The sequence below is a fragment of the Streptomyces sp. ISL-11 genome (assembly GCF_018614525.1).
In the GTDB taxonomy this organism is placed as follows: domain Bacteria; phylum Actinomycetota; class Actinomycetes; order Streptomycetales; family Streptomycetaceae; genus Streptomyces.
Map to the genome: position 1 here is coordinate 1 of NZ_JAGGOL010000058.1, position 18,834 is coordinate 18,834.

21 protein-coding genes, 1 tRNA gene and 1 pseudogene are annotated in these 18,834 nt (G+C 70.2%); 9 read left to right on the forward strand and 14 right to left on the reverse strand.

The genetic code is table 11. From position 1 onward, the window contains the following. Positions 1-262 precede the first annotated feature (262 nt). A complete protein-coding gene (gene nshR, locus J7E86_RS13885) occupies positions 263-1,063 on the forward strand; it encodes an NshR/TsnR family 23S rRNA methyltransferase (RefSeq protein WP_215081951.1) in 801 nt (266 codons plus the stop codon). 168 nt (positions 1,064-1,231) lie between these two features. Here nshR and J7E86_RS13890 read toward each other — a convergent pair whose 3' ends face one another. Next, a complete protein-coding gene (locus J7E86_RS13890; RefSeq protein WP_215081952.1) occupies positions 1,232-1,681 on the reverse strand; it encodes a BBE domain-containing protein in 450 nt (149 codons plus the stop codon). A 1-nt stretch (position 1,682) separates the two neighbouring features. After that, positions 1,683-2,144 carry an FAD-binding oxidoreductase gene (locus tag J7E86_RS13895; RefSeq protein WP_215081953.1) on the reverse strand — a complete coding sequence of 154 codons (462 nt, stop codon included), beginning with the start codon at positions 2,142-2,144 and terminating at the stop codon, positions 1,683-1,685. On the opposite strand from J7E86_RS13895, the gene J7E86_RS13900 reads away from it, so the two are divergent. After that, positions 2,134-2,406 carry a helix-turn-helix domain-containing protein gene (locus tag J7E86_RS13900; RefSeq protein ID WP_215081954.1) on the forward strand — a complete coding sequence of 91 codons (273 nt, stop codon included), beginning with the start codon at positions 2,134-2,136 and terminating at the stop codon, positions 2,404-2,406. The genes J7E86_RS13895 and J7E86_RS13900 overlap by 11 nt on opposite strands. Positions 2,407-2,424: 18 nt before the next feature. On the opposite strand, the gene J7E86_RS13905 is transcribed toward J7E86_RS13900, so the two are convergent. Beyond that, a complete protein-coding gene (locus J7E86_RS13905; protein ID WP_215081955.1) occupies positions 2,425-2,724 on the reverse strand; it encodes a hypothetical protein in 300 nt (99 codons plus the stop codon). Between the two features lie 246 nt (positions 2,725-2,970). Between J7E86_RS13905 and J7E86_RS13910 the strand changes: the two genes are divergently transcribed. Next, positions 2,971-3,927 carry an IS481 family transposase gene (locus J7E86_RS13910; RefSeq protein ID WP_215081965.1) on the forward strand — a complete coding sequence of 319 codons (957 nt, stop codon included), beginning with the start codon at positions 2,971-2,973 and terminating at the stop codon, positions 3,925-3,927. Between the two features lie 169 nt (positions 3,928-4,096). Here J7E86_RS13910 and J7E86_RS13915 read toward each other — a convergent pair whose 3' ends face one another. Then, positions 4,097-4,468, reverse strand: coding sequence for a hypothetical protein (locus tag J7E86_RS13915; protein WP_215081956.1), 372 nt, complete (start codon positions 4,466-4,468; stop codon positions 4,097-4,099). A 298-nt stretch (positions 4,469-4,766) separates the two neighbouring features. On the opposite strand from J7E86_RS13915, the gene J7E86_RS32035 reads away from it, so the two are divergent. Beyond that, positions 4,767-5,024, forward strand: coding sequence for a hypothetical protein (locus J7E86_RS32035; RefSeq protein ID WP_374223797.1), 258 nt, complete (start codon positions 4,767-4,769; stop codon positions 5,022-5,024). On the opposite strand, the gene J7E86_RS13920 is transcribed toward J7E86_RS32035, so the two are convergent. The 4 genes from J7E86_RS13920 to J7E86_RS13935 form a co-directional block, all read right to left on the reverse strand. Then, positions 4,924-5,805, reverse strand: coding sequence for an IS5 family transposase (locus J7E86_RS13920; RefSeq protein ID WP_215081957.1), 882 nt, complete (start codon positions 5,803-5,805; stop codon positions 4,924-4,926). The two genes, J7E86_RS32035 and J7E86_RS13920, sit on opposite strands and share 101 nt — an antisense overlap. A gap of 193 nt (positions 5,806-5,998) precedes the next feature. Further along, entirely contained in the window at positions 5,999-7,384 is a 1,386-nt protein-coding gene (locus J7E86_RS13925) for an FAD-binding oxidoreductase (protein ID WP_215081966.1), read from the reverse strand. Positions 7,385-7,525: 141 nt separating this feature from the next. After that, on the reverse strand, positions 7,526-9,223 hold the full coding sequence (locus J7E86_RS13930; RefSeq protein ID WP_308312584.1) for a LuxR C-terminal-related transcriptional regulator: 1,698 nt from the start codon (positions 9,221-9,223) through the stop codon (positions 7,526-7,528). A 620-nt stretch (positions 9,224-9,843) separates the two neighbouring features. Then, positions 9,844-10,158, reverse strand: a complete 315-nt coding sequence (locus J7E86_RS13935) for a hypothetical protein (RefSeq protein WP_215081958.1) — start codon at positions 10,156-10,158, stop codon at positions 9,844-9,846. Positions 10,159-11,181: 1,023 nt separating this feature from the next. Between J7E86_RS13935 and J7E86_RS13940 the strand changes: the two genes are divergently transcribed. Next, complete coding sequence (locus J7E86_RS13940; protein ID WP_374223798.1) at positions 11,182-11,556, forward strand: hypothetical protein; 375 nt, start codon at positions 11,182-11,184, stop codon at positions 11,554-11,556. Positions 11,557-11,797: 241 nt separating this feature from the next. Here J7E86_RS13940 and J7E86_RS13945 read toward each other — a convergent pair. The 3 genes from J7E86_RS13945 to J7E86_RS13955 form a co-directional block, all read right to left on the reverse strand. After that, positions 11,798-11,873, reverse strand: a tRNA-Arg gene (locus J7E86_RS13945). A 41-nt stretch (positions 11,874-11,914) separates the two neighbouring features. Beyond that, positions 11,915-12,238 (reverse strand): DUF4190 domain-containing protein, encoded by a 324-nt coding sequence (locus J7E86_RS13950; protein ID WP_215081959.1) that lies wholly within the window; start codon positions 12,236-12,238, stop codon positions 11,915-11,917. Positions 12,239-12,240: 2 nt separating this feature from the next. Further along, on the reverse strand, positions 12,241-12,432 hold the full coding sequence (locus J7E86_RS13955) for a hypothetical protein (protein ID WP_215081969.1): 192 nt from the start codon (positions 12,430-12,432) through the stop codon (positions 12,241-12,243). A gap of 56 nt (positions 12,433-12,488) precedes the next feature. Here J7E86_RS13955 and J7E86_RS13960 point away from each other — a divergent pair, with 56 nt between their 5' ends. After that, positions 12,489-13,121, forward strand: a complete 633-nt coding sequence (locus J7E86_RS13960; protein ID WP_215081960.1) for a TetR family transcriptional regulator — start codon at positions 12,489-12,491, stop codon at positions 13,119-13,121. Here J7E86_RS13960 and J7E86_RS13965 read toward each other — a convergent pair. After that, entirely contained in the window at positions 13,087-14,403 is a 1,317-nt protein-coding gene (locus tag J7E86_RS13965) for a M6 family metalloprotease domain-containing protein (protein ID WP_215081961.1), read from the reverse strand. The genes J7E86_RS13960 and J7E86_RS13965 overlap by 35 nt on opposite strands. A gap of 336 nt (positions 14,404-14,739) precedes the next feature. Between J7E86_RS13965 and J7E86_RS13970 the strand changes: the two genes are divergently transcribed. Both J7E86_RS13970 and J7E86_RS13975 read left to right on the forward strand, forming a co-directional pair. Beyond that, positions 14,740-15,378 carry a helix-turn-helix domain-containing protein gene (locus J7E86_RS13970; protein WP_308312585.1) on the forward strand — a complete coding sequence of 213 codons (639 nt, stop codon included), beginning with the start codon at positions 14,740-14,742 and terminating at the stop codon, positions 15,376-15,378. A 63-nt stretch (positions 15,379-15,441) separates the two neighbouring features. Continuing rightward, positions 15,442-16,944 carry an MFS transporter gene (locus J7E86_RS13975; protein ID WP_215081963.1) on the forward strand — a complete coding sequence of 501 codons (1,503 nt, stop codon included), beginning with the start codon at positions 15,442-15,444 and terminating at the stop codon, positions 16,942-16,944. A gap of 168 nt (positions 16,945-17,112) precedes the next feature. Here the strand turns inward: J7E86_RS13975 and J7E86_RS13980 are convergent, their stop codons facing one another. Then, the gene (locus J7E86_RS13980) at positions 17,113-17,679 is read right to left on the reverse strand and encodes a MarR family winged helix-turn-helix transcriptional regulator (protein WP_215081964.1); all 567 of its coding nucleotides are present in this window, start codon (positions 17,677-17,679) and stop codon (positions 17,113-17,115) included. A gap of 184 nt (positions 17,680-17,863) precedes the next feature. Between J7E86_RS13980 and J7E86_RS13985 the strand changes: the two genes are divergently transcribed. Then, a complete protein-coding gene (locus tag J7E86_RS13985; protein ID WP_215081968.1) occupies positions 17,864-18,625 on the forward strand; it encodes a dioxygenase in 762 nt (253 codons plus the stop codon). A 29-nt stretch (positions 18,626-18,654) separates the two neighbouring features. On the opposite strand, the pseudogene J7E86_RS13990 reads toward J7E86_RS13985, so the two are convergent. Then, a pseudogene (locus tag J7E86_RS13990) lies at positions 18,655-18,834 on the reverse strand (hypothetical protein); the annotation flags it as partial.

The following is an 18,834-nucleotide window of genomic DNA, read 5'->3' on the forward strand; positions in this document are numbered from 1 at the left end:
GGCTTACGGGACATCATTTAGTAGGCGTAATCCGCCTCGATGGCGTCCTTCCGGCGCGGCGCCGGCCGGACGGAGAGCCTCCCAGCGCGAGGTGGACCCTCAGATGAAGTCGTAGATCGCCATCGAGGCCCGCACCGCACTGACGCGGTAACACGCGGTCCCGGCCCAGCGCCTCGCGCAGCAGCGAGAGGATCACGTCGGTGCGTACCGGAAGCTGCGCGTACACAAAGGGCCGACAATGCTCGTGTTAACGTCTTCATCCGTGGCCAGCCTTGACGTTATCTCCGAGCGCTCCGACCCCGCCGTACAGCGAATCATCGATGTCACGAAGCATTCGAGGTCCGTGGTCCGGACGGCGCTGATCGAGGACACCGAGCCTCTCCTGCAAAGCATCCGCGCCGGGGTGGAGTTCTTCGAGGTCTACGGGCTGGAGACCACCCCCCTGCCGGGTGACCTGCTCGCCGCGTGCGAACAGCGCGGAATTCCGGTCCGCCTGCTCGCCGCCCCGATCGCCAATCAGGTTTTCAAGACCGAGAAGAAGCCCAAGGCGTTCGGCATCGCCCGGGTCCCGCGGCCCTGCCGCTTCGAGGACCTGGCCGGCAGGACCGGCGACCTCATCCTTCTCGACGGGGTGAAGATCGTCGGCAACATCGGTGCCATCGTGCGGACCGCGTTCGCGCTCGGGGCCGCGGGCATCGTGCTCGTGGACAGCGACCTGGTCAGCATCGCGGACCGGCGCCTGGTCAGGGCGAGCCGGGGGTACGTGTTCTCGCTCCCGATCGTCCTCGCCTCACGGGCCGAGGCGATCGGCCACTTCCGGGACAGCGGCATGCGGCTGATGACCTTCGACGCCGACGGGGATCACAGCGTCGGCGATCTCGGCGGTATCGACGAGCGGCTCGTCCTCATGTTCGGCAGCGAGAAGGTCGGCCCGTCGGGCGAGTTCTCGGATATCTCCACCGAAACGGTGTCGATTCCCATGAACCCCGCGGCCGAGTCGCTCAACGTCTCCGTGTCGGCCGGAATCGCGCTCCACGCGCGAGCCCACCGGAATCTGTCGTGATGACGGCCTGAGCCGAGTTTCGTCGTCAGTCCGCTCGCATACCACTCACACCAGGAGGCACGCGATCAGGCACTGGCTGACTTGAAGATCAGTCGGAGTGTGTGCGCCCAGCGGACCGATTCGGTGGCGTGAGGTGTTCAGCGGCCCACGGCCTGCGGCAAGCCGGTCTCAAGCCGTCCCGTCAACCATGCATCCGCGCTCCGAGGGGATTTGGGGCCGACTGTTCGGGCACCACGCCCGGGGGACGTTCTGGTTGCGGTGGAAGAAGTTGCCTGGATCCCAGGTGGTCTTGAGGGCGGCGAGCCGCTCGTACTTGGCGGCGCCATATGCGGCCCGTACCCGGTCCGGCCCTTCGGCGCCCAGGAAGTGGACGTAGACGCCATCTGCGTAGGGAGCGAGCGCGTCGAACAGTTCGCGGACCCATGCGATGTGACGGCCGGGGTCGGGATCGTCGGGGAGGAAGACGCCGTTGATGTTGATGTCGCAGGTCGCGTGCCGGTGGGAGGAGGCCGTGGCGTCCTCGGGGACGCGGCTGATGGCGCCTCCGAGGTGAGGGATCAGCGAGTACGAGCGTGGTGAGGTAATCCGCGGCGAGTGCTCCACGACGGCGTCGATCACATCATCCGTGAGTGCGGGAAGGTCGTGGGACGTCCATGCCGGTGGTCGAGTTGATCCCCACGGGAACGGCCAGACCATGCGCCTGGGTGGCGTGATCCGGCTCGCCCAGCACCACGCCGGCCTGCGCGTGCACCACCTGCGCCGCGGGGTCCAGGTGGATGCCCTTCATGGCGGACAGGTCGATCATCAAGGCGCCGTCGGCCACCGCGAGGCCGCCCACGCCGTGGCCGCCGCCGCGGACGGAGACCTCCAGACCGTGCTCGCGAGCGTGGCGCACGGCGGCGACGACGTCCGCCGTGCTGGTGCAGCGGGCGATGAGCGCCGGCCGTCGGCAATGGGCTGATCCGCCCTCGGGATCGGTGGCAGGCTGAAGGGCAAGCGGGGCTACGGGCAGCGTTGTCCCAATGCCCGGGGCGCCGAGCTCTTCGCCGAGCGTCGGGACGCCCATCATCGTGCGCAACATTCTGATGGGCTGCGAGACGTTCACCCAGATCCAGCGTGGTGCGCCCGGCATTTCCCGCAGCCTGCTCGCTCAGCGCCTGGCGGCGCTGGAGTGCCACGGGATCACCGAGCGCCGCCCCCTGGGCCACGGCCGCGGTTACCGCTACCTGCCGACGGAGACCGGCAGGGATCTGTGGAGCGTGCTCGTAGCCGCCGGTGAGTGGGCGCCCGCCGGCTGGAGACCCCCTCCGAGCACCTGGAACCCTACGTGGGCACTGCTGTGACGCCGATCCGTGCTCCTGTCAGGCGGCGCCCGTAACCCCCGGAGCCACGAAGCGCCGGTGCAGCGGGAAAATCTGTACCTCCGGCTCGCCCTGCATACCGAGTTCCCCCGCTGCGGGCATGATGTCCTCGCGAATGAACCGCTCGAATTTCTCCTTGTCTTCCCATACGTCGACTACATGAATGCCGTCGGACGCGAACCAGGCGGCGTGCATAACGGCTCCGTCAGGCGCCTTTTCCTCCCAGCGAATCCGCTCTTGGAGTGCGTCGTACTGCTCAGGCCTGACATCGGCCCAATGCACGGTCACCGCGACAGCCATTGGATTCCTCCAGCGATTCTCTGCCGAACTGGCCTGCTCGGCAATCCCTCACGACACGCTAAGGAGGTCGCCGGTCCTCGGCATTTCTACAGGTCCGTACAGGTGACGTCGGCCGACCACCACGAGGACGCCCTCGCATGCACTAGGTGTATTGATCACGAGCGTTGTTGACACTCGCAGGCCTTGATCATGGCGAAGACCTCCGGTGTGGTGGAGGTGTCGAGTCTTCACCGCACGGAGGTCTTCGTGTCCCACCGTAACGCCCGACTGACCCTTCACGGCAGGCGGATCCTGGTCGATCGTGTCCGTTCCGGCCGCCCGGTCGCGCACGTCGCGGCCGAGATGGGCATCTCGCGGACGACGGCCCACAAGTGGGTCCACCGGTGGCGGGCCGAGGGCGAGCCGGGACTGCGGGACCGCTCCAGCCGTCCGCGCACGACCCCGCACCGCACACCCCCTGCCGTCGAGGCCCGTGTGTGCGAGCTGAGGACGACGCGCAAGCTGGGACCGGCCCGCATCGGTCCGATCCTGGACCTGCCCACCTCGACCGTGCACCGGATACTGACCCGCCACGGCCTGCACCGGCTGAGCTGGATCGACCGGCCCACCGGCCAGATCATCCGCCGCTACGAACGCGACCGTCCCGGCGAACTCGTACACGTCGACGTCAAGAAACTCGGACGCATCCCCGACGGCGGCGGCCACAAGGCCCTCGGCCGCCAGGCCGGCCGCACCACCCGCAGCGGCATGGGCTTCGACTACATCCACTCCGCCGTCGACGACCACTCCCGCCTGGCCTACAGCGAGATCCACCCCGACGAAAAGGTCGCGACCTGCGCGGGCTTCCTCACCCGCGCGGCCGCGTTCTTCCACGCGCACGGGATCACCCGCATCGAGCGTGTGCTCACGGACAACGCCTGGGCCTACCGCAAGGGCCTCGCCTGGAGGGCTGTCCTGGCCGATCTCGGCGCGGCCGGCAAACTCACCCGCGCCTACCGGCCACAGACCAACGGCAAGGTCGAACGCTTCAACCGCACCCTGCTCGACGAATGGGCCTACCTTCGGCCCTACACCTCAAACGACGAGCGCACCGCGGCCCTGGCAGACTTCCTCCACACCTACAACCACCACCGATGCCACACCGCACTCGGCGGACACCCACCCATCAGCCGCGTCAACAACGCTGCGGGTCAATACAACTAGGCCGTGTCCGGTGGGTCGTGTGGGCGACCCACCGGGCTTCACGACCTGCCAAGGTCTCCAGGGCGTCGACGTCGGTGTGCCGCAGCTCGTCGGAGTAGCGCAGCACGACCGCCACTGCTGGCCCGGCACGCCGGCGAACAGAACTCCGCCTTGGGCCGGGCCCCCGGCCTCAGCCGTTCACGAGGCTGGTGACGAGGCTGTTGATGTTGGAGGATCCGATGATGTTGGAGGATCCGATGATGTTGGAGGATCCGATGATGTTGGAGGATCCGATGATGTTGGAGGGCCCACTGATGCTGGAGGGGTCGCTGATGCTGGAGAGGCCGGGGAGGCCGGGGAGGCCGGGGAGGCCGGGGAGAGCGGGGAGGGCGGGGAGAGCGGGGAGGCCGGGGAGGCCGGGGAGGCCGGGGAGGCCGGGGACATCGGGGACGCCGGGGAGGTCAACAGCGGCGGCGGGTGGAGCGAGGGTGAGGGGGATGATGACGGCACAGGCGGCGGTGATGAGCAGCCTGCTCCAACGGGTGCGGACACGTTCGGCCATGGTGCTCCTCCTTGCGCGTTGTCGGTTCAGCGTGACGCGCGGAAGGCGATCGTCGACAGGGTGCGGAACGGGGCGCTCAGGGCACACCACCGACCCGGGATGCCCCCACAACCCTGGATATCCTCATTGGCGCTGTTTGATATGGAGCGTCACTGTGACGATGACCTGCTCACCGCCCGCGTGAGGCGTCGGGGTGAGTAGTCCGTCGCCGGGGCCGGACGCTTCACTGCGGCCGTCCAGCTCACCCCGCATACCAGTCGGACGGCCTGTCGAGGCGACAGCGCCATGGCGCTGCGGCGTGGACAGCGGCGAGAGCCTGACCGAGGCCCTGCGACGCGAGGTCGCCGAGGAGACTCAGACACACGTTGTCACGGCCTGCGGCAACGCGCCAACTGTCGGCGACTACATCAAGGGAGGACACCACCTCGGAACAAAACTAGGCACTGTCTGGCGGGTCAGGGGCGGAGCCACAGCCAGATCGCGGCGACGGTCACAGTGCCATGGAAGATGTAGGCCCTCTTGTCGTAACGCGTCGCCACGGCCCGGAAGCTCTTGAGTTGATTGATGGTTCGTTCCACTTCGTTGCGACGCTTGTAGATCGTCTTGTCGAAGCCGGCGGGCCGACCACCCCTGGTGCCTCTGCGTTGACGGTTGGCACGCTGGCCCTTTGGCTCCGGGATGGTGTGCTTGATCTGCCGCCGCCGGAGGTAGCGGCGGTTGCGGCGGGACGAATACGCTTTGTCGCCGCCGAGGTGGTCAGGCCGGGTGCGGGGGTGTCCGCCTCCCCGGCGAGGCACGCGGATGCGGTCCAGCACCGGGATCAGCTGCGGGGCATCACCCCACTGACCCGGCGTGATCAGCAACGCGAGTGGACGGCGTCCGCCCTCACAGGCCAGGTGGATCTTGCGGGTCAAGCCGCCCCGGGAGCGGCCCAGAGCTTCGTCTGGGCGGTGGTGGGCGGGCCGACCGCGTCTGCCCCGGATGCTTGGGTTGCGCCTTCGGGCACCTGCGGAGTGCTGATGGGCACGGCAGGACGTCGAATCCACGCTGACCATGCTCCAGCCGATCCGGCCTTCCGCATCGGCATCGGCCTGGACGGCCCGCAGGATCTTTTCCCACGTGCCGTCCGCTGACCATCTGCGATGCAGATCATGACAGGTCTTCCACTTACCGAACCGTGCCGGCAGGTCCCGCCACGGAAGGCCGGTCCGCTGCCGGAAGAGGATGCCGTTGATCACTCTACGGTGGCTCTTCCAACGGCCGCCTCGCCCCACGTTCTTGGGCAAGTGCTGCTCCAGCAGCGCCCATTCCTCATCAGATAGATCACCCCGCCCCATGCTGACCGGAACGATCAGCTGACAGGTCAGTCACACCGACCCATCGGACAGGACCTAGGTGGAACGGCTCTGGGGCTGAGTGGTGTCCCGCCGCGGTTCGACTCCGGGAGGTGCGCGGTGGCCTTGTGCCGGCCTGGCCTGCTCCGCCTGTTGGAGGACGGTGCGAGGCGTGACCGTTCCGAGGTCGGCCCTGTCAGGGTGCGATGTTGTGGTTCAGCCGGAACAGATTGCCGCGATCGTAGCGGCGCTTGAGCGCCACCAGACGGTCGTGGTTCTGCCGGTAGTTGGCCCGCACGCGGTGTTGGTCGTCGGTGTCCATGAAGTTCACGTAGCCGCCGCCGGCCGAGTAGGAGTCGAGTGCCGCGGCGAAGGCGCGCACCCAGCCGATGTGCGCCTCCAGCTCCGCGCACGTGGGCAATGTGAGGCTCAGGGCGGTGGAGAAGTCGGCGTCGCGGTAGGCGAACGCTGTGTCCTCGGGGCCCACCCGGTGGCAGGCGCCATCGATGGGAAACACGACCGTCGCGCTCTCGATGCTGGGCGTGTCCACGCCGTACTCGACGTAGGCGTCGATCGCTCCGTCGGGCAGGCCCGTGCTGAAGCAGCCCTTCCAGTAGTGGAACAGGCCCGCCGGCAGCAGTTCGTCGAACAGTGTGTTGATCACCGGGTAGGGCATGCGCCCGACATGCTGTCCGAGAACGGGGCCGAGCCGGCCGAGCCGGGCCACGACCCGGTCGTCCTCGTCCTCGGGGCCGCTGAAACACGTGATCACCCCGCACAGCGGGCGGCCGTGCCAGCGTTCCGGCAGGAAGGGTAGCGGCGGGCCCAGGCCGATGACCAGCACGGGGTTGAACTCCTCCGGAGAGTCGGCGATCAGCTCGCGGTAGGCGCGCAGCACGTCTGCGTCGAGCGGATAGAACGTCGGTCCGCCGAGGATGTCGGCCACCGGGTGCAGCCGGTACTCGAAGGACGCGACGACGCCGAAGTTGCCGCTCCCGCCGCGCACCGCCCACAGCAGGTCTGCGTGCTGGTCCTCGGTGCAGGTCACGAAGGAGCCGTCGGCCGTGACCACGTCGGCCGAGACGACGTTGTCGCACGCCAGGCCGCACCGCCGGGACAGATGGCCCATGCCGCCTCCGGTGGTCAGCCCGCCGATGCCGGTGGTGGAGACGATGCCGCCGGTGGTGGCCAGGCCGAAGGCGTGCGTGGCGTGGTTGACGTCGGCCCAGGTGCAGCCGCCCTCGGCCCGGGCTGTACGCCGCTGGGGCTCGACCCGGACGCCGCGCATGGCGCCGAGGTCGAGGACGACGCCGTCGTCGCAGGTACCGTGTCCGGGGACGCCGTGGCTGCCGCCGCGCACCGCGAGCGGCAGCTCCTGGTCCCTGGCGAAATCCACGGTGGCCCTGATGTCGCCCGCGTCGGCCGCCCGCACGATGATCGCCGGCCGCCTGTCGTGCACCGCGTTGTAGACCCTGCGGGCCTCGTCGTAGTCCGGGTCCCCAGGATGGATGATCTCGCCGCGGACGGCCTCGCGGAGCCGCTGGCTCCGCTGGTCGTCGAGGGCGGGGCTGTAGGTGGTCATGGCTGCCACCGGCTCTCCGCTGGTCGGGGATGGGTATGGCACCGTTGTACGCACCTTCCCGTTCCCCGGTCATCGCGCGAACCGCTCATCTCACGGAGGCGGGCATGGCAAGAACGGCCCATGCGGCCCGGCGCGGAGCCGTCACGCGAGACCGTGGGTGTACGCGTACGCCGTGGCCGCGGCCCGGGACGACACGTCGAGCTTGGCGTAGATGTTGTTGAGGTGCCGTGCGACGGTGTGTTCGCTGATGACCAGCTCGGCGGCGATGGCCCGATTGGTCCGGCCGGCGGCGACCAGACGCAGCACCTCGACCTCACGCTCGGTCAGCCGACCCGGGAGTCGGCCGCGTACGGCGCCGAGCAGGGCCGCCGCCCGTCGCGCGTCGGGCTCGGCGCCCAGGCGCTCGAAGGCTCCGTATGCGGCTTGCAGCTCCAGTCGTGCGCCTTCGTCGTCGCCTGCCGCGCGGTTGGCGGCGGCGAGGGTCATACGGACCTGGGCGGCCTCGTACGGCACGCCGAGTTTCTGCCACAGTGACAGCGCTCGGCGCAGCAGGGGCCGCGCATGAGTGACGTCCTGCTCGGCGAGGGCCACCGCGCCGCCCGCCCGGGCGGCGGTCGCGTGCAGCACGGTCGTCCCGGCCCCGCACCGGCGCTGCCACTCACGGGCGGCCGACTCCAGTTCCTCCGCCGCCGCGCGGGCCTCGGCCGGCTGCCCCAGCGCGAGCGAGACCTCCACCTGGGCGGCAAGCAGCCGACTGTGCCCGAGGCGGCCGGGACCACCGGTGTCGTCCCCGTCGAGCGCGAGCCGCAGGGCCGCTGCCGCGGAGGTCGCCCGGCCCTGGGCGAGCCGCAGCAGGGCGAGCCCGGGCTGCGGATCGTGGCCAAGCTCGTGGGCGCGCTCGTACGACGCCTCAGCCGCGGCCAGATCGCCGCGCCTGCGCTGGATGTCGCCGACCAGACAGAACACCTCGCCGGCCATCTGCGTTTCCCAGGGCAGCAGCTCCTCGCAGGTGACGGCCGCCTCGCTCGCCGCCGAGGCCCAGTCGCCGCGCAGTTCCAGAACCTCCACGCGATGAACACGGCACAGACCACGGAAGTTGTTCTCCTTCGGCATGGAAGCGCACCAGGCCATCGCGGCGTCCGTCCACTCGGCGGCCCGCTCCAGATCGGCGCAGGCCATGCACTGCTGAAGGCCCAGGCAATAGATCCACCCGGTGAAGAACGGGCTCAGCTCGCCCGCGACGGCCGAGCACATCGCCTCGTCCAGCAGGGCCAGCCCATCGGCGATCCGCCCCTGCGCCAGCAAGACGCCCGCCCGCGCCTGGACGCTCATGGCGACCAGGTCCGCGCTGCCGCACCGCTCCGCGATCTCACCCATCCGGTGCGCGTGACGCATGGCCTCGTCGAACGCGCCGCGCCGCTGGGCATCCTCCGCCTCGATCCACACCAGGTAGCACTGCTCGACGCACTCGGGCCGGCCACTCAGATGCCGGCGCGCCCGGCGCAGCCAGCCCGCCGACGTCGCGATATGTCCCGCGAGCTGATGCTCGTAGAAGAGCATCCAGGCGCAGTACCCGGCCCGTCGTCGGTCTTCCCGAGCGACATAACCAGAGTAGGCCGCTGTCCGTGCCTGGATCGACTCCGGGATCCGGCTGGTCCACCAGGCGGCATCGGCGAGCGCGGCCAGGTCGTCGGGCGTCAGCCGGTGCCGGTCGAGGTCGCGCAGGACTCCGTACGCCTCGGCCCAGGACTGACGGGCGACCGCGTCTCGCGCCTGCTCGACCGCTCGACGCAGCGCCTGCGGGCTCGCCTGTTCACCGCCGGTGAACTGCTGGGACACAGCGCTTCCCTTCTCGCCCAAGGCGAGCCGGACACCTCTTCACCAGCGTGCGCGGCGGCTCTCCGTTCGACGCAGCCGAGGACACCAGCGCCTCCAGCTTGTTCAGGCCCTGCCTCCAGCCTTCCTCGTGAAGAGCGCGGCGCCGCTCGGTGGCGAAGTCTCCCTGGGCGAAGGTCGGCTCGGCCGCCGTGCCGCCGATATCGCGGAGCGACAGTGTCACCACGTGAACTCGCCGGCCAGGTGGAACAGTTCGTCGTCCGGAGGGGGCGTCGCCATCCGAAACTACCTCCCGGCCGAGGTCGCGTTCCACGCTCGGAGTGGTGAAACCCCCAGGGCATCCACCACTTGGCCGGCTCCTCCGGTTTCGGTCAAGGCTCGGAAGGCCTCCTCCCATGCGGTCGCGTCGATGAGGCAGGAGACGCCGGGACCACCAAGCGAGCTGTGTCGTGCGGCCTGTTGACTGGTCGGCTTGGCGGACCCGTCCACCCGTTGGCTCGCCTGAGCAGCCGGCGCGCATACGGTCGGCATGAGCAACCAGGCACCGATCACGGCCAACAGTGGCGGGCGATGGCGCATCTCGGCGTCCACGCCAAAACAGCGCACCGTCCCTGATCGGGTGGTCAGAAGATCGGCGTCTGCGCTCGGATCTCGTTGAGAGCTTCTTCCATCGTCAGCGACGGCAGCACACGGACGCTGTTCCACTGCGGGAGACGCGCCTCCATGAGGAAGCGGTCGACATTCTCGACCTTGTCGGACTGTACGACTAGGACAATCGTGTGCTCACGGTTCACGAAGGGACCCGCCACGATGTCGACGCCTGCCTGCTGGGCCAGGTTCGGCATGTCAGGAGCGGTCTTCAGCATCAGGTCGCGCGTTGCCGCGTTGGCGGTCGGACAGATGTCCGGCGTGTGGGTCGCGAGCAGGACGAAAAGCATCTCAAGGCTCCCTTCCACTTGAGGGCCCTTGATCTCAGGCTAAGCCGCCCGGAGGTGCTCGGCAACCGGCGATCCCGGCCCTGACCGTCGGAAAAAGGCCCATCAATGGGCTCCGTATCGCGGGATCCGTCCTTGTGCGGCGGTCGGCCCGACAATCCGAGGCTGCAGCGACCAGCCTGGTGTCCGAGTGGGACCGCCACGGCGCCGTCCACAGGCCCGTCCGCGTGGTTGTCCGGGAGGACGAGGAAGGCGGCGGCGCCGAGGACGCGGCCTTCACGGTCGGGATCCAGCCGGACATCTACGAAGGGGGCGTGCCGCCCGAATCCGTTGAGCGATGTCCGGGGCCGAACAAGCCGCCGACGTGGGGGCCGAACCCCAGGCCGGCGGCTGACGCGTTGTGCCCCGGGCGGATTTCGAACTGCCGACACCCGCTTCGAGAGTGGGATCGAATCCCTGATGGGCGGTGCGGGGGCGTCGGTTCTTGCCCGTGACGGCCGGCTCTACGCTGTCGGCTCACGCATTGCCTCCGGTCAATGCCTCACGACCAGGGGTCTCTTCGTGTCAGCGTCGAACAAGAAGGACGCAAAGCGGCTCAGCACCTGGGAGCACGCCGCTGACGTCTACAGCTTGTAGCGACTGCGGGCGAGTGTGGCCCAGAGGCTGGGCTCGCCGCGGTCCGTAGAGCCGGGCCCACTCGTGGGGCGCCAAACGAATGCAGGTAGCCGAGCCAGGGCTTCTCGCCCGTCCCTCACCGACGCGGGCCCCACGATCGCCATCGGGGTCCCGGGCGACCGGCAGGCAGCCGCCGCCGGGGGAGGGGGCCCGGGTACCGGTGGTCGGTGGGGACGCGACGCCCCTGCCAACTCGCCATCGCAGGCCGGCCAACGCGAGGTCCTCGGCCAGGGGTGCGGCAGCGCGGTGGAGTCGTGGCAAAGGGCTTCCCGGCGCGCCGGGAAGGGCCGCGCTCGCGGCTGCGACGGGCGACGGCCTGGAAATAGCGCGTCCCGACGCCACGATGCCGACTTGCGCGAAGTCGCCCGCAGGCCCCGGCTGTTGGACTGGATCGAGTCGCTGCCCGACCGCTGGGACACCATCGTCGGCGGGGACGGCGCCACGATGTCGGGCGGCCGGCGCAGGCGCCTGCTGCTCGCCGACCCGCCCGTCCTCGTCCTGGACGAACCCACCGAGGGGTTCGACCCGGACACCGCCGGCGCCGTGCTCGCCGACGTCCTCGACGCCACCCGCGGCCGCACCACGCTCCTGGTCACCCACGAGCGGTCGGGCCTCGCCGCCGCCGACGAGATCGTGACCGGATCCGTCCCCTCTCCCAGGACGGCCTTGCCGCCATGGCACTCTGAAGCCGCTCTGCGAGGCGCCTCGTACCCCCAGGACTCGTAGAGCGTCGGCCGACACGTACACGGGCCTGCTACCCACCGCCCTCGAAGCGGAGCCCGAGCCCGACAACGCCGAGGATCCGGGCCCGGAGTCCGTGCCGGATGATGCTGATCCGTTGGGCGGTATTCGGGAGATCAACTCCCCGTCCGCTCACGCACCGCTCAGGCAAACGGCCTCGGACGAGACGTCCGAGGCCGAGTGAGACCCCTCTCGGGCAATGAACCCCAGTCAGAGCGGTGGTGCGTGGTGCCCCCGGGCAGATTCGAACTGCCGACACCCGCTTTAGGAGAGCGGTGCTCTATCCCCTGAGCTACGGAGGCGTGGGACCGCCGTCAGTGTAGCGGGTGGGCAGGCGGCGCAGTCAGGCGGCAAGGCCCCACGACAGGGTGTGGTCGGCGGTCATCAGGGTCGCCAGGACGATCAGGTCCGCCGCGCCGAGGGCCAGGCCGAGGACGGCGCGGCCCCGGCGGGTGGTGCGGCGGGTGAGGGCCAGGGTCGCGAGGGTCAGGGCGATCGGGCCCAGGACCAGGTTGAAGATCAGCAGGCCCACCAGGCCGAGGATGAAGGCCCAGACTGCCATCGTGTCCGCGGTGCCGGAGCGGTCCGGCGTCCGGGGCGGCTCGTGGAGCGGTTCGGGCTTCGGGGCCCGGGGAACGGCTCGCGGCTTCGTCAGCGTGGTCGGCATGGTCAGCGCTCCCTCGCGCGTTCGCGGATCGTGAAGGCCAGCAGCCAGAGGGCGATGGCTCCCGCGGCCGGCAGCAGGACCGGGAGCGGGGTGTGTGCCGCGGCGCCCACCAGCACGCCCAGGATCAGCAGGGCGGCCATGAGGAGGATCATCGTCAGTCCTTCCGGTGAACAGTTGTAGAGACAGTTGTTCACTGAGATGAGCGTACTCCCTCCTGGCGCGTTATGGCAAACAGTTGTTTACTGAAGAAATGAACAGCAGCACCCTCGGCGTCCGCCAGGCCCAGAAGCAGAAGACCCGGCAAGCCCTGCTCGACGCGGGGCTGCGGCTGCTGGAGGAGCAGAGTCTGAGCAGCCTCGGGTTGCGGGAGGTCACGCGCGTCGTCGGGGTGGCACCGGCCGCGTTCTACCGGCACTTCCGGGACATGGCCGATCTCGGGGTCGCGCTGGTGGAGGAGTCGCTCGCCAGCCTGCACGTGATGATCCGGGCCGTGCTCGCCGAGCAGGCCGACGCCGAGGAGGTCATCGACCGCAGCGTCGAGGCGGTGGCCGCGCACGTGGCGCTGCACCCGGCGCACGTGCGGTTCATCGCGCGGGAGCGCCACGGCGGCGTACGGGCGGTGCGCGAGGCGATCGCGGCGGAGCTGGAGCGGTTCGGCGACGAGGTCGCGCAGGCGCTCGCCACGCAGGAGGAGTCGCACGGGTGGAGCGCCGAGGACGTACGGATGCTCGCCGGGCTCTATGTCGACCACCTGGTGATGACCGCGTCGGCCTTCCTGGAGGCGGGTGGGGCCGGCGCCGAGGAGGAGCGGCGGATCGCCGACACCGCGCGGCGTCAGCTGCGGCTGATCAGTCTGGGTCGTCGTCACTGGCGGGATCGGTGACCGGCGGCCGGGGGATGCGCGGCGCTCGCCGCACCGTCACCCGCCAGTTTCCGCCCGTGTCCCTGCCCAGCACCTTCACGGTGACCCCGGACCCCGATTGGCGCTGCCCGGTCACGTATGTCGCGTCGCTCAGGCGGGCGTTGACGTTCAGGTCGGTGGTGTAGCAGCCGGCGCTGCCGGGTGTGGCGTCGGAGGTGCGGACGGGGCCGGCGCCCGAGGCGACGTCCGTCGCGACCGTCGTGATCAGCACGCCGGGGCGGCAGACCATGTGGTCCAGCGGGCCGGGCGCGCGGGCCTCCAGGGTGAGGGCGCGGGTCCGGGAGAGCGGCACCACGGCCAGTTTGGTGCCGCCCGTGACCGAGGTGGGGGTCAGGGTCAGGGTGCGCGTGCCGGGGGTGGCGAGGCAGTTCACCTGGTCCGGGGCCAGCCAGCCCAGCTTCCACTTGTGCCAGGCGAGGAAGTCGTTGGACGGGCCCCAGTCCTCGTCCATCGGGTCCCAGTGGCCGACGGGCGTCCTCAGCAGGCCGCTGCCGCCGCGGGTGTAGTAGAGGTCGGGCAGGCCGAAACTGTGCGCGTTCTCGTGGTTGAGGACGCGGTAGGGGCTGTCACCGGTCTGCCGGCTCCAGATGAACGAGACGTTCTTGAAGGGCACGCCGTCCTTGGTGCCGAGCCCGGTGGGCGAGCCCGCGAAGGTCACCGACTGCACGTCCTCGGTGGCGGGCGGCCCCGCGTTCGGTGTGACCAGCACATTGATCAGGTCGAAGCGCCGGAAGTCGACCGTGTCGTCCACCGCCTTGACGATCTCCTTGGAGAGCGCGTGGTAGCCCTCCTCGTCGCTGCCCGGGTCGAACGGCGTGCCGCGCTCGATGCCGTACGCCTCGTACGGGCGCGACATGTGGATCCAGCGCCGCACCGGCGTGGAGCGGTAATCGAGCCGCCCGTACGAACTGGTCCGGTAGTAGTCGGCGACCGCCGGGAAGAACTCGTCGTACCGCTCCTCCGGGGAGTCCTCGGCCCGCGCGTCGGGAAAGTCCACGAACAGGGTGAGGGCCCGTACGGTGCCGTACGACCGGGTGAAGCCGGGCGGGGTGTCGGCCGCCTCGGAGACGGTGTCGTCGATACCGCGCAGCGCGCACGGGCCGGACGGCCGCCGGCCGTCGGTGGTCGCGGTGGTGTGCCCGGCGGCCGCCTCCTCCTCGTCACCTGGTTCCGCTTGCGAGGCCACCGGTGAGGTCAGGGCGAGCGTGGTGATCACCATGACCGTGATGGCCAGGAACTTCATAACGGCACCTCCAGGCCGCGGCCCCTATGGGCCGGACGCTCTCCGTACTCCGCTTCCCACTTGTCCGACCACCCTGGGCCGGGCCGCGGCCGGGCGCTCGCTGGGCGTGGCAGATGGAGGCAGGGGGAGCACTCGGGAGATGTGACGCGGGTCACGCGCCGTCGGGGAAATAAGCGGGGAGCTCCTCCCCGTTTACTCAGGCGTCCGGGCGAAACGGGGAGTCGATCCCCGCTTGGCTCCCGGCCCGAGAAGGCCCCGCAGGGACCCGGGAGATCCCCGGCCCTCCCGGACGCAGCACGCGCACACGCAAGGACAGAACAGGAAGGAGTGCCGAACGTGGCCACCGCCCAGCAGCCCCGCCTCCGCGCGGACGCCCTGCGCAACCGCGAGCGGATCGTCTCCGCCGCCCGCGAGGCGCTCGTCGAACACGGGGCCGAGTCCTCGCTCGATGAAATCGCTCGACGAGCCGGGGTCGGAAATGCCACGCTGTATCGGCACTTCGCGGACCGCCGCGAGCTGATCCACCATGTCACCCTCTCCGTCATGGCCCGCATCGCGGACCGGGCCGAGACCGCACGAGCCGAGGAGCCCGATGCCTTCGTCGCGCTGAGGCGCTTCGTCCACGCCGCCGCGGACGAGCGGGTCGGTGCGCTCTGTCCGCTGCTCGCCGACGGCATCGACAAGGAGCACCCCGAACAGGTCGATGCCCGGGACCGGTTGGAGCGGGGCATCGAGGACCTGATGGCCGCCGCCCGCGCCGCCGGGCAGCTGCGGGAGGACATCGCCGTCGGTGACCTGATGGTGGCGATCACCCAGCTCACCAGGCCGCTGCCGGGCTCGGACTGCGTCGACTTCGATCAGTTCGTCCACCGGCACCTCCAGCTCTTCCTCGACGGGCTGATGGCGCCCGCCCGCTCCGAACTGCCCGGATCCGCCGTGACGTTGGAGGATCTGCGCCGCAAGTGTCACAAATGACGTCGCCGTTCCGTCCAGTTGTTCAGTACCGCACCTCTCCGCAACGCTAGGTAGGCCCCACCCATGCCACTCACCACCCAAGCCGATCCCAGGCGCTGGAAAGCGCTCATATTCATCGCCCTGGCCCAGCTGATGGTCGTCCTCGACGCCACCATCGTGAACATCGCCCTGCCCTCCGCCCAGACCGACCTCGGCATCTCGGACGGCAACCGGCAGTGGGTCATCACCGCCTACGCGCTCGCCTTCGGCGGCCTGCTGCTCTTCGGCGGCCGGATCTCCGACCTGTGGGGCCGCAAGCGGGCCTTCGTCATCGGCCTGATCGGCTTCGCGGCGGCCTCCGCCCTCGGCGGTGCCGCCGTCAACACCGGGATGCTGCTGGGCGCCCGCGCCCTCCAGGGCGTCTTCGGCGCACTGCTCGCCCCCGCGGCCCTGTCACTGCTCGCCGTGCTCTTCACCGAGGCGAAGGAGCGTGCCAAGGCGTTCGGCATCTTCGGCGCCATCGCCGGTGCCGGTGGCGGTGTCGGCCTCATCCTCGGCGGCCTGTTCACCGAGTACCTGAACTGGCGCTGGACGTTCTTCGTGAACATCCCCTTCGCCATCGTCGCCGCGGCGGGCGCCATCGCCGTGATCCACGAGCCCGCCGGCAGCCGCAACCCCTCCAAGCTGGACATCCCCGGCGTCGTCCTGGCCACCCTCGGCCTGGTCTCGCTCGTCTACGGCTTCACCCGCGCCGAGTCCGACGGATGGACGTCCGGCAGCACCATCGGCCTGTTCGCCGCCTCCGCGGTGCTCCTGTTCGCCTTCGTGATCGTCGAGCAGAAGGTCAAGGCGCCGCTGCTGCCGCTGCGCGTCCTCACCGACCGCAACCGCGGTGGCGTCTACGTCTCCCTGGGCCTCGCCGCCATCGCCATGTTCGGCCTGTTCCTGTTCCTGACCTTCTACCTCCAGGTCGTCCGGGGCTACTCGCCGGTCAAGACCGGTCTCGCGTTCCTGCCGATGATCGCCACGATGATCGCCGGTTCGACGCAGATCGGCGCGCGGCTGATGACCCGCGTCCCGGCGCGCTGGCTGATGGGCCCGGGCTTCCTGCTCGCCGCCATCGGCATGGTGCTGCTCACCCAGATCGACCTGGACACCTCGTACACCTTCGTGGTCCTGCCCGGCCTGCTGCTGATGGGCCTCGGCATGGGCACGGCCTTCATGCCCGCCATGAGCCTGGCCACGCACGGCGTCCAGGCCCGTGACGCCGGTGTCGCCTCGGCGATGGTCAACACCTCGCAGCAGGTCGGCGGCGCCATCGGCACCGCGCTGCTCAACACCATCGCCGCCAGCGCGACCACCGACTACCTCAAGTCGCACCTGACGGGTGCCGCGCTGGACAAGACGCTCACCTTCCAGTCGATGGTGCACGGCTACTCCACCGCGGTGTGGTGGGCCGTCGGCATCCTCGTCGTGTCCGCGCTGGTCGCGGTCGTCGCCATCAACGCCGGTCACCAGGGCGGCCCCGCCGCCGCGTCCGGTGACGGCGAGGGCGTCGAGGACGCGCTGCCGGTCATGGCGCACTGAGTGCGGGCATGACCGCGCCGTAGAGGTGCGGGCTCACAGCGGGTTCACCGACATACGTGTAAGGCCCTCCGTCCATGGACGGAGGGCCTTACACGTATACGGGCTGTACCGGACGGGCCGTACGGGCCGTACGGGCCGTACGGGTGCCGGCCCCGCCCGCGCGACGGGTCAGCGCAGCCAGGGCAGGTCCGCGCCGGTCTCCGGCTGGAGGCCGCCCGCGATCGTGCGGCAGATGTCACCGAGCTGGGTGACCTGTTCGGGCGTGAGGCGGTCGAAGAGGGCGCCCCGGACGGCGGCCACATGGCCGGGGGCCGACCTGCGCAGCATCTCGACGCCCTCGTCCGTCAGGACGGCCAGCTGTCCGCGCTTGTCGGAGGGGCACTCCTCGCGCCGGACCCAGCCGTTCTTCTCCAGCCGGGCGACGGCGTGCGAGAGACGGGACCGGGTGATCTTGGCGCCGTGGGCGAGTTCGGTCATCCGCAGCCGGCGGCGGGGCGCCTCCGAGAGGTGGACGAGCAGCCCGTAGTAGATGTGCGGCATCCCGGCGTCGCGCTGGAGCTGCCGGTCGAGGTGGTCCTCCAGGAGCGTGGTGGCGTTGAGGTACGCCTGCCAGGTGCGCTGCTCCTCGGCGCTGAGCCAGCGGGGCTCGCCGGATTCCGGGGCGGGGGCCGCCGGGTGCGCCGCCGCCGGCTCGCACGTCGTGCCCCCCGCGTCCCCTACAGGTCGTTTGGTCATGACATCCACTGTTTCACCCGCAGGCTTCCTCTTGGCGCTGGTTCCTTGAAGTTTAAATAAGGCAGGGCTAAGCTCGGAGGTATTCGCTTGAGAGTTCAAGTATTGCCTTGGTGAACCGTCGCCGAACCACCGCTGCCTGGAGGTACCCATGCCGGACACCGCCACCTCTCCCGCGCGCGTGCGCATGCCCGCGCTCTACCTCTCCCACGGCGCGCCGCCGCTGGCCGACGACGCCCTGTGGCCCGGCCAGCTCGCGGCCTGGTCCGCCGGTCTGCCGCGACCCACCGCGATCCTGATGGTCTCCGCCCACTGGGAGGAGGCCCCGCTCGCCCTCGGCGCCACCGAGAGCGTGCCCCTGGTGTACGACTTCTGGGGCTTCCCGGAGCGCTACTACGCGGTCCGGTACGCGGCTCCGGGCGCACCGGAGCTCGCCGAGCGCGTACGCAAGGCGCTGCGCGCCCCCGGGACGCCCGTACAGGACATACCGGACCGAGGGCTGGACCACGGCGCGTACGTGCCACTGGTCGAGATGTTCCCCGCGGCCGACATCCCCGTGCTCCAGATCTCGATGCCCACCCTCGACCCGCGGCGGCTGATGGAGATCGGCCGTCGGCTCGCGCCGCTGCGCGACGAGGGCGTGCTGATCGTCGGGAGCGGCTTCTTCACCCACAACCTGGCCGCGCTCCGGCACGCGGGATCCGAGCCGCCCGCGTGGTCGGCCGAGTTCGACGCCTGGGGGCGCGAGGCGCTCGCCGGGCAGGACGTGGACGCGCTGCTGGACTTCGAGAACAAGGCCCCGGCGGGCCGGCTGGCCCACCCGCGCACCGAGCACTTCGCCCCGCTGTTCGTGACCATGGGAGCGGCCGAGGACGAACTGGACGGCGCCCGCCACGTCATCGACGGCTTCTGGATGGGGCTCGCGAAGCGCTCGGTCCAGTTCGGGTAGCGGGGCGCGGCGGGCGTCCCCCGCCCCGGTCACCGCGGCGGCTCGATCAGCTCGCGGCTGACGGTCGCCGCCGCCAGCGCCCGCGGCGCCAGCTCCGGGTGGGCCGCCGCCACGTCCAAGGCCGTGTCCGTCATCTTGATCGTGTGCTCGTCGCCGTGCGCGGCCGCCCGCTCGAACGCCTCCCCGGCGGTGGCCGGCACGGCGGTGAC